This is a genomic window from Pandoraea apista, from assembly GCF_001465595.2.
Classification (GTDB): domain Bacteria; phylum Pseudomonadota; class Gammaproteobacteria; order Burkholderiales; family Burkholderiaceae; genus Pandoraea; species Pandoraea apista.
This window is the reverse complement of record NZ_CP013481.2, coordinates 4,918,313-4,934,200: the sequence shown is the minus strand read 5'-3', so window position 1 is coordinate 4,934,200 and position 15,888 is coordinate 4,918,313. Positions and strand designations below refer to the sequence as shown.

Here is a 15,888-nt window from a genome sequence, read left to right as displayed (position 1 = left end):
ATCAGGCGGCAGGAACCGGGTCGAGGGGCGCGAGTTCGCGATGACGCACGAGCACGCTGGCTTCCGCCCGAAAGCGTGCGCCCAGCGTTTCAGCGATGAATACGGAGCGGTGCTGGCCGCCGGTGCAGCCGATCGCCACCGTCAGATAGCTACGGTTGTCGCGCATATAGCTCGGTAGCCATTTCTGCAGATATGCGCCGATATCGTTGATCATCTCGTCGACTTCCGGAATGGCCGAGAGGAAGTCGATTACCGGCTGATCGCGGCCGGTTAGCGGGCGAAGCTGTGTGTCGTAATACGGATTGGGCAGAGAGCGAACGTCGAATACGAGATCGGCGTCGAGCGGCACGCCGTGCTTGAATCCGAACGATTCGAACATCAGCGTGAGTCCGGCGTGATCGTGCTGGACGAATTCCCGGATCCAACGGCGCAACGCACTTGCCCGCAAATTGCTGGTGTCGATCTGGTGACCGAGTTCGGTCACGCTGTTAAGCATCTCGCGCTCTTTCTCGATTGCTTCGACAAGCGAGCCGGTGGCCGAGACCGTATCGTCACCCACAACGGATAGCGGGTGGCGGCGGCGTGTCTCGGAGAAGCGCTGCACGAGCGTTTGCGTGGTGGCGTTGAGGAACAGCACGCGCACGTCGTGACCAAAGCGGCGCAGGCCGCCGATGATCGGTGGCAGATCGGCCAACGAGCCGCCGCTTCGTGCGTCGATGGCGACCGCGAGGCGCGTGTAGTTCTGCGTTTCGAGATATTCGGCGAGCTCAGGCAGAAAGCGCGACGGCAAATTGTCGACGCAGTAGTAACCCGCATCCTCGAGGACGTTCAGGGCGAGCGATTTGCCGGAACCCGAAACGCCGGTAATCAGTACGATCTTCATGACATTTCCCGGATACAACCTTCATGGTAAGCGATTGTGTCTTACGGGTGTCGAGCGGGCAGAAACAAGAACGTTCCCGAAGATTTCTCTCACTTTACGAGAGAAAGGTGCTGCGCATGTGACAACGGCGCCCTGTGGGGCGCCGTTGGGCAATCGTTGACCAGGAAAAACGTCAGGCCGACGGCTTGTTCGACAGGCACGACTTCATGAACGCTTTGCGATCATCGCCCTTCTTGTCACCCGCCTGCGCATTACAGGTCTTCATCTTTTCCTGCTGGGTCGGCTTGGCGGCGGCGGCAGGCTTGCTCGACAGGCAATCCTTCATGAACGCCTTGCGATCGTCGCCCTTCTTGTCGCCTGCTTGCGTGTTGCAGGTGCTCATCTTGTTCTGCTGGGAATTGGCTGCCTTGGGAGCAGGCGCCGGAGCGGCCGTCTGGGCAAACACGGGCGATGCGAGCAGCGGGGATGCCAGAAGCAATGCAGCGAATGCTTTTTTCATGATCGTCTCTCCATAAGGTCGACACGCACGGGAAGGGGCCGCGTCGCGATTACAACATGAAAGAAAACGCGCCGCAATCGCGCGGCGTTGACAGAAAAAATCGGAAATTGCGGTAAACCCCGGCACGTTGGGCGACGGATGGCGCCGCCCTTAGGGGAGTCAGAGCAGCTTGCCCTGCATGCCGTCCGGGTCCTGCATGGCCTGCCGCTGGCGTTCCATGAAGTCCTTGAGGGTATCGATGCCGCGCAGTTGCAGGATCGTATTGCGCACGGCGGCTTCGACGAGCACGGCGAGGTTTCGGCCGGCAGCCACTTGCAGGATGACCTTGTTGATGGGCAGGCCAAGAACATCCACCGTCTGCGCTTCGAGCGGCAGGCGCTGGAATTCGCCGTCGGGGCGGCGCACCAACTGAACGATGAGTTTGAGCTTCATCTTCCGGCGTACGGCCGTCTCACCGAAGATCGTCTTGATGTCGAGCAGGCCCAGGCCGCGCACTTCCAGCAGGTTTTGCAGCAGCGGCGGGCAACGGCCTTCGACGAAATCCGGTCCGAGGCGCACGAAATCGACGGCGTCGTCCGCGACCAGCCCGTGACCCCGGCTGATCAGTTCCAGGCCGAGTTCGCTCTTGCCGAGGCCGGAATCGCCGGTGAGCAGCACGCCCATGCCCAAAATGTCGAGAAACACGCCGTGCATCGTGCATCGCGGGGCGAACACACGCGAAATGTACAGGCGCAGGCTGTCGATGACTGCGGCCGTCGACATCGGCGTGGTGAACAGCGGTGTGGACGAGCGGGTACAGCGCAGTACCAGATCGGGCGGCGCTTCCAGGCCGTCGGCCACCACGAGGAAGGGGGGCTCAAGCGCGATCACTTCGCCCATATGACGCTTGCGGTTTTCATCCGTCAGGCGCTGGTAGTAACGCAGTTCGGCCTCGCCAAGCACCTGAATCCGGTTCGGGTGGATGAGGTTCAGGTGACCCACGAGGTCGGCGCTGGAGGTGGCGGTCGCCACGCTCTCGGGCGTGAAACCTCGCTCCCATCCCTCATGGCCGGTCAGCCACGACAACCGCAGCGTGGCGGCGTTGTCGTCGAAAATGCTTTGCGCGTTGATGCCGGTCAGTTCCACCGCGTCGCCTCGTTCGGTTGGGTGTGGGAGCTACGAATTTTCAGATTTTCGCGGCGGATACCGGCGCAAGCGCCGGCTCAGGGCTGCCAGTTGGCGAGTGCGGCGTGAATCTCGTCGGCACTCGGCGCATGGGTCAAGGTCTCCCGCATCGTGCGATCGGAGAGCAACTGGGCAATTTCGGAGAGAATCTCGAGATGTTGCTGCGTTGCCTGCTCCGGTACGAGCAGAAAGAACAGCAGGGACACCGGCTGACTGTCGGGTGCTTCGAAGGGAATGGGGTCATCGAGACGCACGAAGGCTGCCATCGGATGCTTCAGGCCCTTGATACGGCCATGCGGAATGGCCACGCCTTCACCCAGTCCGGTCGAGCCCAGACGCTCGCGTGCGAACAGATTGTCGGTCACAAGCGCGCGCGACAGGCCGGCATTGTTCTCGAAAAGAAGCCCGGCTTGCTCGAAGACGCGCTTCTTGCTGGTGACAGACAGTCCAAGCAGGATGTTGGACGCAGGTAAGAGTTTGACTAAACGGTTCATCTTGTAATGCGGGCGAACGCTTAGTCGCCCTCCAACCCCCGATTGACCTCGCATTATAGACCACCCGCCGTGGTGCCCGCGGCAATCCACGGAACTGGGCGGAACCATACAAAAGGGGCCGTTCAACGGCCCCGCGGTGGGTGATGCCAGACTTATGGCAGACGTGTGTGCGCTCGGGTGGTTCCGTGCGAATTCACGTGGCTGTCAGTCGATGCGACTACCACGCCCGGACAGACTCATTGCAGCGGTTCCGCCTCGGGAGGTTGCTGGTGCTTGAGGGCTTCGCGCCCGTGATCCTGAACCTTGTCCTTGTATTGCATTACCTTGCGGTCGAGCATGTCGATCAGCTTGTCGATGGCGGCATACATATTCTCGTCACACTTCTCGACGAAAATTTCCTTGCCCTTGAGATACACGGTGACGCTAGCAATCTGGCGTCCGGCCTTCTCCTTGGTCTTGTCGACAGATAGGATCACCTCGGCACCGATAAGCTGGTCGAAATGCCTCAACACGCGCTCGAGCTTGTTGACGACAAATTCGCGCAGTGACGGCGTGAGTTCGAGGTGATGTCCACTGATCTTCAGATTCATAGCTGCTCTCCTTGCTGAAATGCCGAAGTGCAGGCCGCGTCATGAACGACGCTGGCTAGCGGGAGTGCGAGCCATTGACGTGACGCAATGTCGCACTGCGGCGTTATGCCCCAGCGAGCCAACATGGCGCACCAGGACTGTCCTACAAAGATTTGCGCAAGTTCACTGCCGGAATTCGCATGGCCTCGCGGTATTTCGCGACGGTGCGCCGCGCCACCACGAACCCTTGCTCTGCCAGCAGTTCCGCGATACGGCTGTCGGAAAGGGGGCTCTGCGGGTCTTCTGCTCCTATGAGTTGCTTGATGAGTGCGCGGATGGCGGTCGATGACGCTGCGCCCCCGGCTTCCGTTGCCACATGTGAACCAAAGAAGTACTTCAGCTCAAACGTTCCAAATGGAGTGAGCATGTACTTACTGGTGGTCACGCGTGAAATCGTGGATTCGTGTAAACCCAGCGTATCAGCAATCTCGCGTAAAACCAAGGGCCGCATGCCGATTTCGCCATGCGTGAAGAAGTTCTTTTGACGCTCGACGATCGCTTGCGCCACGCGCAGGATCGTATCGAAGCGCTGCTGGATGTTTTTGATCAGCCAGCGGGCTTCCTGAAGTTGTTGTTGCAAGTTGCCGGTACCCGGGTCGTTGCGGTTATTGCGCAGAATGCGCGCGTACATCTCGTTGATGCGCAGGCGCGGCATGACGTCGGGATTGAGCTCGGCGGTCCAGCCGCTGCCCTGTCTGCGCACGAGCACATCGGGCACGACGTAATCGGCCTGCGGCGTGCCATACGCGGCACCGGGGAACGGATCGAGCGAACGAATCAGTTGATGGGCGGCACGCAAGCCGTCTTCGCTCGCCCCCAGCACGCGGCGCAGACGGGTGTAATCGCGTGCGGCGAGCAGTTCCAGGTGATCGCTCACGATGCGCAGCGAGAGCGTGCGAACGCTGCTCGCAGGCAGGCGCTGGAGTTGCAGGCGAAGGCATTCGGCCGGGCTGCGGGCGCCCACACCCGCCGGGTCGAAGCTTTGCAGCAGCGCGAGCGCGGCGTTGATTTCCTCGGTCTCCAGCGCCAGTTCTTCGGGCATTTCTGCCTCGATTTCTTCGAGCGTGGTGCCGAGATAGCCGTCTTCGTCGAGCGATTCGATCAGGAACGCCACCAGCGCACGGTCGCGCGGACCGGCCTTGGTCAGGCGCAACTGCGCCAGCAGGTGTTCGCGAAGGTTGGGATGGTCGACGTGCAGCTGCGGACGCGCGTTGTCGTCGTCGTCCGAGGTGCTGCCGGAGCGGGCGAAGTCGTTCAGGCTCCAGTCGCCGCCATTGTCTTGCGAGTTGTCGTCGAACCGGGTCTCGCCGTCGAGTTCGCGGGCTTCGTCACGGCCGTTGGCGGACTCGGCGCCGTCGTTCGTGCTGCTGACCGACGTTGCCCGCTCGTTGCGCAGCGACCCGTCCGTGCCCACACGTACCGAGCCCGCGAGCCAATCGTCCTCGCGTTCGAGCATCGGGTTCTGGGTGAGGGCGTGCTCGACTTCCTGCTGAAGTTCGAGCGTAGACAGTTGCAACAACCGGATCGATTGCTGCAACTGCGGCGTGAGGGTCAGGTGCTGCGAGGTGCGGAGTTGAAGAGTCGGTTTCATAGCGTGTCTCGCCTTTATTGTAGAGGCTTTGTCACGCCAGCGGAACCGGCCCTGCGCCCTATCGGAGGCAGGGTTTACATGCGAAAAATTAGCTTTACATCCGGAAATTTTCGCCCAGATACACGCGGCGGACGCTTTCGTCGGCCACGATCTGGTCAGGCGTGCCGGCGGCGAGCACAGAGCCTTCGCTGATGATGTAGGCGTGATCGCAGATACCCAGCGTCTCGCGCACGTTGTGGTCGGTAATCAGGACACCGATGCCACGGTCTTTCAGGAAGCGCACGATGCGCTGAATTTCCAGCACGGCGATCGGATCAACGCCCGCAAACGGTTCGTCGAGCAAAATAAAGCGCGGCTGCGTGGCCAGTGCACGGGCGATTTCCACGCGGCGGCGCTCGCCGCCAGAGAGCGACATTGCCGGATTCTCGCGCAGATGGCTCACCTGCAACTCGTCGAGCAGCGCTTCGATGCGGCGGTCGATTTCGTCGCGCTTGAGGGGTTTTCCCTGCGCATCGAGCTGCAATTCGAGCACGGCGCGAATGTTGTCTTCCACCGTGAGCTTACGAAAGACCGACGCTTCCTGCGGCAGATACGAGACCCCCATGCGGGCGCGCTCGTGAATCGGCAGTTCGCTGATCAGATTGCCGTCAAGCTGAATCTCGCCGTCGTCGGCTGGTACGAGCCCCACGATCATGTAGAACGACGTGGTTTTTCCGGCACCATTCGGGCCGAGCAGGCCCACGACTTCGCCGCTTTTCACATCCAGCGAAACATCTTTGACGACGGTACGGGCGCCGTATTGCTTTTTGAGCGAGCGCACCACGAGCGCGCTCGGCTTGCCCGCCGGCCCGAGGCCAGGATTGATGGTCGAAGCGTTGCTGTTGGCAGAATTACTCACGCGGATTCCCAATGCTTTTTGAGGGAGACAGCGGCGGCAGATCGCCCTTGGGGGCGGCTGCGCCCGGCTTGCTCGCGCCGCCGGGCTGCGCTTGATTCGCGCCCGTTGCATTGCGCGGGGCGAGCGTGGCGCGCACGCGGCCGTTCGGATTGTTGGCGTTGACCTGATCGGCGCCGCTGTTCGCGGTATAGACCTCGTTATACGTATCGTACGTAATCACGCTGCCGTGGATCTCGTCGAGCACCTTCGTGCCACCGGCCAGGCGCTTGAGCGTGGCTTGCGTGGTGAGCGTGGCGACTTCGGTCTTGCCGTTGTAGTAAATCGTCTGGCCCCAGCCATCGATGTACTCGTCGAGGCCGTCGCGCTTCTGACGCATATAGGCGAGCGGGCCGCCCGGCTTGTAGTACGCCGTAGCGTACTGATAGCCCTCGGGGTCCTGAGTCACTTCGACGCGGTCGGCCTTGAGGATAATCGTCCCCTTGGTCATCGTCACGTTACCGGTGAAGATGTTGACCTGTTTGAGGTCGTCGTAGCTCATGTGGTCCGACTCGATATTGAGCGGCTTGTCGCGGTCGGCGCGCTCGGCATGGGCGAGCGGCGATACGAGTGCGCCGAGCATGGCGAAGGCGGTGGCCAGGACGCGCAGTGCGCGCATCGACAGGAAAACGGGTCGCAGGTTGCGGCGATCGGTCATGGGGTCTTGGGGCCCTGTTTGGTCTGGGGTGGCGCGCTTGGCGTGGTGGCCGGTGCCGGGCGGTTGCCGCCCAGTTCCGCCGGCTGGATCGTGCCGTGAACATTGCCGAGCAATTGTACGGCGCGCGAGATGTTATTGAAAATCATGCCGTCGCCGTACATCACCGACGACCCTCGGTAGAGCTGGACCGGCAGTTCCGTACGCACAATGTCCTCGTTCACGAGGACCTGGAAATGCTCCGACAGCGCGCGCATTTCCGGATCGCGCGGGCCGGCCTGACGAACCACCACGGCATCGTCGTACATATCGACGACGGACATGTCGGCGTTGAGCGTGCCGCGCTTGCTCGTGGCTGTCACTTCCGGCTGATCCGGCGTGAACGCGCGCACGGCGGGCATTTTCAGCGCCGTTGTCTGGTCGTCTTCAAAATGCGTCATGTGGACCGCATTGATCCGGTATTGCGTGAGCCCGCTTGCCGACAGCGTGGAGATGGACATGTTGTCGGCGTAGTAATCGGGAATGTGCTGCTTCACGTACGGCGCGCGATCGGCGTCGGACGGCAGCGTGCGTTGCACGAGCCAGTACGTGCCGGCAGCCAGGCTGGCCAGCACCACGATGGCGATCAGGGAGGCAGGCGAGACGCGTTGATTGGCCATGAGTGATCGGCGTTCCTCTGTGCGTCAGGCCAGGGCTTCGGCGAGCAGGGCGTCGTAACGGCCCTGAGCGCGCAGGATGAAGTCGCACAGTTCTCGCACCGCACCTTCGCCACCACGCGTACCGGCAACCCAATGGCAGCGCGCCTTCACTTCGGCGTGCGCATTGGCCGGACAGGCGGCAAAGCCGACGCGGGTGAGTACCGGCAGATCGGGCCAGTCGTCGCCCACGTGGCCGCATACGTCGGCCGTTGCCGATACCTTGGCGCACAGGTCCTCGAACGCGGCGCGCTTGTCGTGCACGCCCTGATAGACATGGGCGACACGAAGGTCCGTCGCGCGCCTGGCGACGATCTCGGACTGGCGGCCGGTAATGATGGCGGTAACGATGCCCGCTTCGGCGAGCAGCTTCAGGCCGTGGCCGTCGAGCGAATCGAATGTCTTGATGACTTCGCCGGTCGGGCCGTAGCGCAGGCCGCCGTCGGTGAGCACACCGTCGACGTCGAAAATCATGACACGCAGGCGAGCGGCGCGCGCGCTTGCGTCGGCCGTGTGGGATCCGTCGGTCGGCGTGGGGTGGGCGATGCTGGGTTGACTCATGGGCAAGAGACTCACACGACCTTGGCGGCGAACAGGTCGTGCACGTTCAGCGCACCGACGAGGCGGTCGTTCTCGGTCACGAGCAGTTGCGTGATGCCGAAACGCTCCATCAACTCCGCCGCTTCGGCAGCGAGTTGATCGGGACCGATGGTGCGCGGGCCGGCTTTCATGACGTCGGCCAGCGTGAGCGTGGTGAAATCGAGGGTACGTTTGAACAATCTACGCAGATCGCCGTCGGTAAAGATTCCCACGACGCGATCGTCAGCATCGACAATGGCCGTCATGCCAAGTCCCTTGGCCGTCATTTCGAGCAGGGCGTCGGACAGGCTGGCATCGGAGCGCACACGCGGAATGCGTTCACCGGTACGCATGACATCGCGCACGAACGTAAGCAGACGGCGGCCGAGCGCGCCGCCCGGATGCGAGCGTGCGAAGTCCTCTGCGCCGAAACCACGGGCGTCGAGCAGCGTGACGGCCAGCGCGTCGCCGAGGGCGAGGGCGGCCGTGGTGCTGGCGGTGGGAGCGAGCCCAAGCGGGCAGGCTTCCCGGTCGACGTGTGCGTCGAGGTGCACGTTGGACAGGCGACCGAGGCTTGAACTGGCGTTGCCGGTCATGGCGATGAGCTTCGCGCCAATGCGCTTTATCATCGGCAGAATGCTGACGAGTTCGCCCGTTTCGCCGGAGTTCGACAGGGCAACGACGACATCGTCGGCCGTGATCATGCCCAGGTCGCCGTGGCTGGCTTCGGCGGGGTGAACGAAGAATGCGGGGGTGCCGGTGCTGGCGAAGGTGGCGGCCAGTTTGCGGCCGATGTGACCGGACTTGCCCATCCCGGTGACGACCACACGCCCGCGGCAGTCGAGCAGCAGCGAGACCGCTTCGAAGAAGCTGTCGTCGAGGTGCGCGGAGACGCGTTCGATGGCGTCGGCTTCCGTGCGCAACACCTCCCGGGCGACCTCGAGTGCCCGGCCTGGATTGATTTTCGCTATCATGCGCGGAGTATATCAAAATGGATGCGGCGCCGAGGACAGCCGCGCCAGGCTTGGCCCGCAGCGTTAGTATCGTCTTCCGACGCCGCCCGGTCCTCCCTCGGATGCCGCTTCACCGACGTAATCTGGCACGGCACTTGCATCATCGGAATCGCGCCTATTCAGATTCACTCAGGAAACCCACCTTAGCCGATGGCATCACCGCTCGAACTCACTCTTGTCTTGCTGTTTGCTGCCTGCGTCGGGGTGGTGTTGTTCCGCATGCTTCATTTGCCGCCCATGCTCGGCTATCTGAGCGTGGGTATCGTGATTGGCCCGCACGCACTGGGGCTGGCTTCCGACTCGCAGCGCGTGCAATACCTCGCGGAGTTCGGCGTTGTCTTCCTGATGTTCTCCATTGGCATCGAGTTTTCGCTGCCCAAGCTAAAGAGTATGCGCCGCGTGGTGCTGGGGCTGGGCGTTTCTCAGGTATTGGGGACATTGCTCGTGGCGGTTGGACTGGGCGCCGTGGTCAATCTGTTCTGGTCGTTCTCGTGGCAGGCGTCGGTTGCCCTTGGCGGTGCGCTTGCCATGTCGTCAACGGCGATCGTCACCAAGATGCTGGCCGAGCGCCTGGAACTGGAGACGGAGCACGGCCGCAACATCATGGGCGTGCTGCTGTTCCAGGATCTGGCCGTGGTGCCGTTGCTGATCGTCATTTCCGCGCTTGGCGGCAATTCGAAAGCGCTGGTGCTGGCCCTGTCGCTGGCGGCGCTCAAGATCACGGGCGCACTGGCGCTGTTGTTGTGGATCGGTCAGAAACTGGTGGGACGCTGGTTCCACATCGTGGCGGCACGGCGCTCGCAAGAGCTGTTCATGCTCAACCTGTTGCTGCTCACGCTGGGTCTCGCTTACGTCACCGAACATCTTGGCCTGTCGATGGCGCTGGGCGCGTTCATCGCGGGCATGCTGATCGCGGAGACGCCGTTTCGTCATCAGGTGGAAGACGACATCAAGCCATTCCGCGACGTATTGCTCGGTCTCTTCTTCATCACGACCGGCATGCTGCTCGATCCGGCCATTGTGATGAAGCAGCCGCTGCTCGTGCTGCTGTTCTTCGTAGGGCCGCTGGTCGTGAAGTTCACGCTGATCGCGGGCCTTGCGCGCGTGTTCGGCAGCCCGCCCGGCACGGCGATACGTACGGGGTTGGGTCTGGCTCAGGCCGGCGAGTTCGGCTTCGTGCTGCTCAATCTGGTGATCGACCGGCACCTGCTCGACCCCTCGCTGTCGCAGGCGGTGCTGGCGGGCATGTTGCTTTCGATGCTGTGCGCGCCGTTCCTCATTATCAACGCCGACCGCATCGCGCTGCGTTTCGTCGCCAACGAATGGATGATGCAGTCGTTGCAGATGACCAAGATCGCCACGCAGAGCATCAAGACCTCCGGGCACGTCATCATCTGCGGTTACGGCCGGTGCGGCCAGAACCTCGCGCGCATGCTCGAACAGGAGGGCATTGGTTACGTGGCGCTCGACCTCGATCCGGATCGCGTGATGGAAGCCGCCAGCTCCGGGGAGACGGTAGTGTTCGGCGACGCCGCGCGGCGCGAGGCGCTCGTTGCCGCCGGGATTCACCGCGCCGCCGGTATCGTGGTGACGTACGACAGCACCCCGGCCGCACTGAAGGTGCTCGCGCAAGTGCAGGCGCTGGAGCCCACGCTGCCGGTCGTGGTGCGCACGGTCGACGACACGCACATTGACGACCTGATCGCCGCCGGGGCGACCGAAGTGGTGCCCGAGATCGTGGAGGGGAGTCTGATGCTGGCGTCGCACGCGCTGGTTCTCATGGGCGTGCCAATGCGTCGCGTGCTGCGCCGGGTGGCGCAAGCGCGTAACGAGCGCTACAGCCTCCTGCGGGGATATTTCCACGGACTCGACGACGAAGACGAAGGCGGAGAGCGCGAGCAGGTCCGGCTGCAATCGGTGCCACTGACCCTGAATGCCGACGCGGTCGGACGCACCCTTGGCGAACTTCGCCTCGACAAGCTCGGGGTGACGGTCACGGCCATCCGCCGGCATGGCATTCGCGGCGTCGAGCCGGTGTCTGAAACGCGTTTGATGGCGGAAGACATCGTGGTGCTGCGAGGCTTGCCCGAGAAGCTGGTGGTGGCCGAACAGCGGCTGCTGGGGCACGAATAGGCTCGCCCTGCGAGGGCAGACCGGTAGGGCAGGCGGCCGACGGTATGTCCGCGGCCGCATCGGAACGGGCGTGCCGGGCCTTTTTGGCATAATGTGGCATGTTACCTATCAGTATCAGTACCCCGAGAAGGATCCCCGTGCAGATCGATGAGTCTCCTGCCGCCTATATCAAAAGCCAGATCCGCACCGTGCCGGACTGGCCCTCGCCCGGCGTGCAGTTCCGCGACATCACCCCGTTGCTCAAGAACCCGCGCACGTTGCGCGTGTTGATCGACGTATTCGTGCATCGCTACATGGAGCACCGGCCCGACTACATTGCCGGACTCGATGCGCGCGGCTTCATCCTCGGTTCGATTCTGGCGTACGAGTTGAACGTCGGCTTCATTCCCATTCGCAAGAAGGGCAAGTTGCCATATCAGACAGTCGCCGAAGAATACGAACTGGAGTACGGCAGTGCGACGGTCGAGATTCATGCCGACGCCTGCGGACCCGGGGATCGCGTGCTGCTCATCGACGATCTGGTCGCCACCGGCGGCACCATGCTGGCGGGCAAAAAGCTGCTCGAGCGTCTGGGCGCGACCGTGATCGAGGGGGCCGCCATCGTCGATCTGCCGGAACTGGGCGGCTCGCGTTTGATTCGGGATAGCGGACTGCCGCTCTTCCTGCTGTGCTCGTTCGAAGGTCATTGATCGAGTCGCCGAGCCCCTTACTTGTCTCTATCACGCTTGCCTCCCGCCTTTCACTTCATCACCTGACACGGACGCGCCGATGCCCAATCTCTGGCTGTTCCTGCTGACCTCGGTTGCGATCACTCTCGCACCGGGCCCGGACAACATGCAGGTCATCGCGCGCGGCATTGCGCAGGGGCGGCGAGCCGGTCTGGCGGCGGCGGCGGGCTTCACGTTCGGTTGCCTGTTTCACACGACCGTCGCGGCCGTGGGGCTGGCGGCCGTGCTGCGGTCGTCGCCGTGGGCATTCGAGGCGATCAAGCTGGCGGGGGCCGCTTACCTCATCTGGATCGGCATCAAGGCGCTGCGTGCACGTGGCGCCATGGCGCTGGCCAGCGACACCGCGCCGCAACCGCTCACGGCCGTGTTTCGTCAGAGCGTGTTCGCGAACATGCTCAACCCGAAAGTCACCCTTTTCTTCCTTGTGTTCCTGCCGCAGTTCGTGAGTGCCGACGCCGCGCATCCCGGCTGGCAAATGCTGCTGCTCGGTCTTGTGTTCATGGGGCAGACCATTGTGGTCTTCAGCGCGTATGGCTGGTTTGCCGGCGTGTTGGGCATGTGGCTCAAGCGTCGTCCGGGCGCCGGGCGCTGGCTTGATCGCGTGGCTGGTGCGATATTCATCGGCCTGGGTTTGCGTGTCGCGTTGCAGGGGTAACGACGACACAAGCGTGCAGCACAGGCGGGGCGCCATCGTCGCTTGTGCATGACCGGCATCGGTCTTGTCGATGCCGCCAAAGATTTCGTAGTCCAACCGACATTGTCCGATCATGCTTGCCGAACAACGCCAACAATACGTGCTCGAACAACTCGCCAAGACCGGGGCACTCGCGATCAGCGATCTCGTGCGTGAGTTGGGGGTCTCGCGAGAGACGGTGCGTCGTGACCTCAATACGCTTGCCGCGCGTGGTCTTTTGCTCATGACCCACGGCGGCGCGCTGGCCGCCGATCGCAGCGAGCCCGACTGGACATTGCGAGAGAACGTCAACGCCGTGGGCAAGCGCGCCATCGGTGTGCGTGCGGCCGAGCTCGTGCCCGACGGTGCGTCGGTCATCATCGACTACGGCACCACGACACGCGCGGTGGCGCAGGCGTTGCTCTCCAAACATCGTCTTCGCATCTACACGAACGACTGGCAGATCGCGCGTTTGCTGGGCCGTCATCACGACAACCGCGTGACGCTGCTCGGCGGCGAGTTGCAGGACAACGAAGACGCCGTGCAGGGTTGGGACGCCATCAACCAGATTTCCCAGTACCACGCCGACTTCGCCTTCATCGGCGTGGGGGGCGTGACGGAAGACGGAGGCATTACCGACTTCAACCGTGCGGCGGCCGAGTTGCGTGCGCGCATGCTGCTGTGCGCCAACGTCTCCGCGGTGGTCGCGGATCACACCAAGTTCGGGCGTGTCACGCCCGTGCGCATCCGCCATTTCGAAGCTGCGCGGTATCTCATCAGCGACGCCGCGCCGCACAAGAGCATGCTTGCGCAACTGCGCGCACGCGGCCCGGAACTCCTCATCGCCTGAGCGCGTAAGCGCGCCCGAGCCCGCCCCTGCGCGACCGCAGTTCGCCATAGGTCGCCACAGCACGCCACACGTCGCCACGACGGGCGGGCATTGCGCAAAACACCCTCTCGTCCACCCCCTTGCGGTGTTGCCTGCGGCACGGCCTTGCGCCGCCGGTTGCCGCTTCATCTCGCGTCGCCCGTCTTCCTGGAATGTGTAGACAAAACCGGTGCCCGAGTCACAGGGCACCGTTCACTCCAATCCGCGGATATGCCGGCGCCACACAGGTGACAGCGGGCGCCATTGTGCCGAAAAAATTCCCAAATCATTGAGTACATAAGGGTTTTCGGTGGAATCGAAAAAGCTGATCGATTGTCACTGTGTTGTCATCGAGGCTTTTTAGACTGCGTTCACTTTTGGCACAAATTGCCACAAAACAGCTAGTCGAGCGATGCGGGCGACGGACTCCTTCTGCGGGGCGCCGTGCAATGAAAAGCATCGGGTCCGACCGGCGATTCGACTGACAGGTGAACCGTGGACGAAGCGATTCGAATCGAGCGACTGACCAAGACTTTCGGGAGCGGCCGCCGTGCGCTCGACGAGGTGGCGCTCAAAGTCATGCCGGGCGAAATGGTCGCCCTCATCGGGGCGTCAGGCTCGGGCAAGTCGACGCTGATGCGTCATATTGCCGGCTTCGTGGCGGCCGATCAGCAGCCGGGCAGCATCGAGATTCTGGGCCGTCCGATTCAGCGCGATGGCCGTATCGTGCGCGAAGTGCGTCAGATCCGGCGCGACATCGGTTTCGTCTTCCAGCAGTTCAATCTTGTGGGCCGCCTGCCCGTCATCACCAACGTGCTTACGGGCCTGCTCGCGCGTGTGCCCGTGTGGCGCAGCCTGATGTTCCGCTTCACCTCCGAAGAGCGCCGGGCGGCGCTGGCGGCGCTTGCCGAAGTGGGCATTGCCGACCTGGCCTTCCAGCGCGCGAGCACCCTTTCGGGCGGACAGCAGCAGCGCGCGGCACTGGCGCGCACGCTCGTGCAGGGCGCCAAGATCATTCTTGCGGACGAGCCGATTGCGTCGCTCGACCCCGAGTCGGCACGCAAGGTCATGGACATGCTCGCGCGCATGAATCGCGATCACAAGCTCACGGTTGTCGTCTCGCTGCATCAGGTGGATGTGGCCATGCGTTACTGCGTGCGCACCGTGGCCCTGCATCAAGGGCGCGTGGTGTACGACGGCCCGTCGGCGGCACTCACGCCCGACCTGCTGCGCCGCCTGTACGGCGTGCAGGCGAGCGAGTTGCTCAACGAAGAATCCGATAGCTCGGAGAGCGTGGCGGGCGAGAAGCCGGCCGACGCAGAAGCCCCCTTTCTAACCTCGATGTCCCTCAGCCTGACCTGACCTGGAGTTTGCTCTCATGAAACTGTGGAAAACCCTGCTGGCCGGTGCGGCCATGATCGCCTCGGTGGCGGCAGCGCACGCGCAGGAAATCAACTTCGGCATTATTTCGACCGACTCGAGCGCGGCATTGCGCCAGCGCTGGCAACCGCTGATCGACGACATGGAGAAGCAAACGGGTCTCAAAGTGACCCCGTTCTTCGCCACCGACTACGCCGGCGTGATCGAAGGCATGCGCTTCAACAAAGTGCAGCTTGCGTGGATGGGCAATAAGGGTGCGATGGAAGCCGTGGACCGTTCCCAAGGCGAAGTCTTCGCGAAGATCATGTACGCCGACGGTACCGAAGGCTACTACTCGCTGCTGATCTCGAACAAATCCAGCCCCTACAAGACGCTCGACGACGTGATCAAGAACGGCAAGAAGATCAACTTCGGCCTGGGCGATCCGACCTCCACGTCGGGCACGCTCGTGCCGGGTTACTACGTGTTCGCGAAGAACAACATCGATCCGCGCACGTACTTCAAGACCGCGCGTAGCTCGAACCACGGTGCCAACCTGATGGCCGTGCTCAACAACCAGGTCGACGTGGCAACCAACAACACCGAAGAGCTCAACAAGCTCGAGGCAACGCAGCCGGAGAAGGCCAAGCAGGTGCAGGTGATCTGGAAGTCGCCGTTGATCCCGTCGGACCCGCTGCTGTGGCGCAAGGATCTGCCGGACGCGACGAAGAAGAAGATCCGCGACTTCTTCCTCGCCTATGGCAAGGACGCCCATGAAAAAGAAGTGCTGAAGAACATCTACAACTACGGCGGTTTCCGCGCGTCGAGCGACGCCCAGCTGCTGCCGATCCGTCAGCTCGAACTGTTCAAGCAGAAGGTGCAGCTTGAGTCGGACACCAGCATCGACGCTGCCAAGAAGAAGTCGCAACTGGCTGAGCTCGACGGCAAGCTTGCCGCGCTTGATCAGGAAATGAACAAGGCGAAGTAAGCA

The 15,888-nt window shown here is 62.7% G+C and carries 17 protein-coding genes; 6 read left to right on the top strand and 11 right to left on the bottom strand.

From position 1 onward, the window contains the following. Position 1: 1 nt before the first annotated feature. The 11 genes from rapZ to AT395_RS22205 all read right to left on the bottom strand — a co-directional run bounded on the left by rapZ (position 2) and on the right by AT395_RS22205 (position 9,097). Positions 2-883 carry an RNase adapter RapZ gene (gene rapZ / locus AT395_RS22255; RefSeq protein ID WP_042114302.1) on the bottom strand — a complete coding sequence of 294 codons (882 nt, stop codon included), beginning with the start codon at positions 881-883 and terminating at the stop codon, positions 2-4. 172 nt (positions 884-1,055) lie between these two features. Further along, positions 1,056-1,382 carry a PsiF family protein gene (locus AT395_RS22250; RefSeq protein ID WP_042114303.1) on the bottom strand — a complete coding sequence of 109 codons (327 nt, stop codon included), beginning with the start codon at positions 1,380-1,382 and terminating at the stop codon, positions 1,056-1,058. 159 nt (positions 1,383-1,541) lie between these two features. Further along, positions 1,542-2,507 carry an HPr(Ser) kinase/phosphatase gene (gene hprK, locus AT395_RS22245; protein WP_010804807.1) on the bottom strand — a complete coding sequence of 322 codons (966 nt, stop codon included), beginning with the start codon at positions 2,505-2,507 and terminating at the stop codon, positions 1,542-1,544. Positions 2,508-2,584: 77 nt separating this feature from the next. Beyond that, positions 2,585-3,040 carry a PTS IIA-like nitrogen regulatory protein PtsN gene (ptsN, locus tag AT395_RS22240; RefSeq protein WP_042114306.1) on the bottom strand — a complete coding sequence of 152 codons (456 nt, stop codon included), beginning with the start codon at positions 3,038-3,040 and terminating at the stop codon, positions 2,585-2,587. A gap of 236 nt (positions 3,041-3,276) precedes the next feature. Continuing rightward, entirely contained in the window at positions 3,277-3,630 is a 354-nt protein-coding gene (hpf, locus tag AT395_RS22235; protein WP_039373742.1) for a ribosome hibernation-promoting factor, HPF/YfiA family, read from the bottom strand. A 142-nt stretch (positions 3,631-3,772) separates the two neighbouring features. After that, positions 3,773-5,260: an RNA polymerase factor sigma-54 gene (locus AT395_RS22230; protein ID WP_042114309.1), complete on the bottom strand. Its 1,488-nt coding sequence runs from the start codon at positions 5,258-5,260 to the stop codon at positions 3,773-3,775. A 94-nt stretch (positions 5,261-5,354) separates the two neighbouring features. Continuing rightward, entirely contained in the window at positions 5,355-6,125 is a 771-nt protein-coding gene (gene lptB / locus AT395_RS22225; protein ID WP_042117810.1) for an LPS export ABC transporter ATP-binding protein, read from the bottom strand. Between the two features lie 25 nt (positions 6,126-6,150). Continuing rightward, the gene (gene lptA, locus AT395_RS22220; RefSeq protein WP_082117758.1) at positions 6,151-6,852 is read right to left on the bottom strand and encodes a lipopolysaccharide transport periplasmic protein LptA; all 702 of its coding nucleotides are present in this window, start codon (positions 6,850-6,852) and stop codon (positions 6,151-6,153) included. After that, positions 6,849-7,508 (bottom strand): LPS export ABC transporter periplasmic protein LptC, encoded by a 660-nt coding sequence (gene lptC, locus AT395_RS22215; RefSeq protein ID WP_042114310.1) that lies wholly within the window; start codon positions 7,506-7,508, stop codon positions 6,849-6,851. Before lptC ends, lptA begins: the two co-directional genes overlap by 4 nt. Positions 7,509-7,532: 24 nt before the next feature. Further along, a complete protein-coding gene (locus tag AT395_RS22210) occupies positions 7,533-8,105 on the bottom strand; it encodes a KdsC family phosphatase (protein WP_048628610.1) in 573 nt (190 codons plus the stop codon). 11 nt (positions 8,106-8,116) lie between these two features. After that, complete coding sequence (locus AT395_RS22205) at positions 8,117-9,097, bottom strand: KpsF/GutQ family sugar-phosphate isomerase (protein ID WP_048628611.1); 981 nt, start codon at positions 9,095-9,097, stop codon at positions 8,117-8,119. A gap of 189 nt (positions 9,098-9,286) precedes the next feature. On the opposite strand from AT395_RS22205, the gene AT395_RS22200 reads away from it, so the two are divergent. From AT395_RS22200 to phnD, 6 genes are all read left to right on the top strand, one after another. Next, positions 9,287-11,269 carry a monovalent cation:proton antiporter family protein gene (locus AT395_RS22200; RefSeq protein WP_042114315.1) on the top strand — a complete coding sequence of 661 codons (1,983 nt, stop codon included), beginning with the start codon at positions 9,287-9,289 and terminating at the stop codon, positions 11,267-11,269. A 137-nt stretch (positions 11,270-11,406) separates the two neighbouring features. After that, positions 11,407-11,958 carry an adenine phosphoribosyltransferase gene (locus tag AT395_RS22195; RefSeq protein ID WP_172417086.1) on the top strand — a complete coding sequence of 184 codons (552 nt, stop codon included), beginning with the start codon at positions 11,407-11,409 and terminating at the stop codon, positions 11,956-11,958. 79 nt (positions 11,959-12,037) lie between these two features. After that, positions 12,038-12,652: a LysE family translocator gene (locus AT395_RS22190; protein WP_042114318.1), complete on the top strand. Its 615-nt coding sequence runs from the start codon at positions 12,038-12,040 to the stop codon at positions 12,650-12,652. A 112-nt stretch (positions 12,653-12,764) separates the two neighbouring features. Continuing rightward, the gene (locus AT395_RS22185; protein ID WP_039395533.1) at positions 12,765-13,520 is read left to right on the top strand and encodes a DeoR/GlpR family DNA-binding transcription regulator; all 756 of its coding nucleotides are present in this window, start codon (positions 12,765-12,767) and stop codon (positions 13,518-13,520) included. A 513-nt stretch (positions 13,521-14,033) separates the two neighbouring features. After that, a complete protein-coding gene (phnC, locus tag AT395_RS22180) occupies positions 14,034-14,900 on the top strand; it encodes a phosphonate ABC transporter ATP-binding protein (protein WP_042114321.1) in 867 nt (288 codons plus the stop codon). Between the two features lie 16 nt (positions 14,901-14,916). Continuing rightward, entirely contained in the window at positions 14,917-15,885 is a 969-nt protein-coding gene (phnD, locus tag AT395_RS22175) for a phosphonate ABC transporter substrate-binding protein (RefSeq protein ID WP_042114323.1), read from the top strand. Positions 15,886-15,888 lie beyond the last annotated feature (3 nt).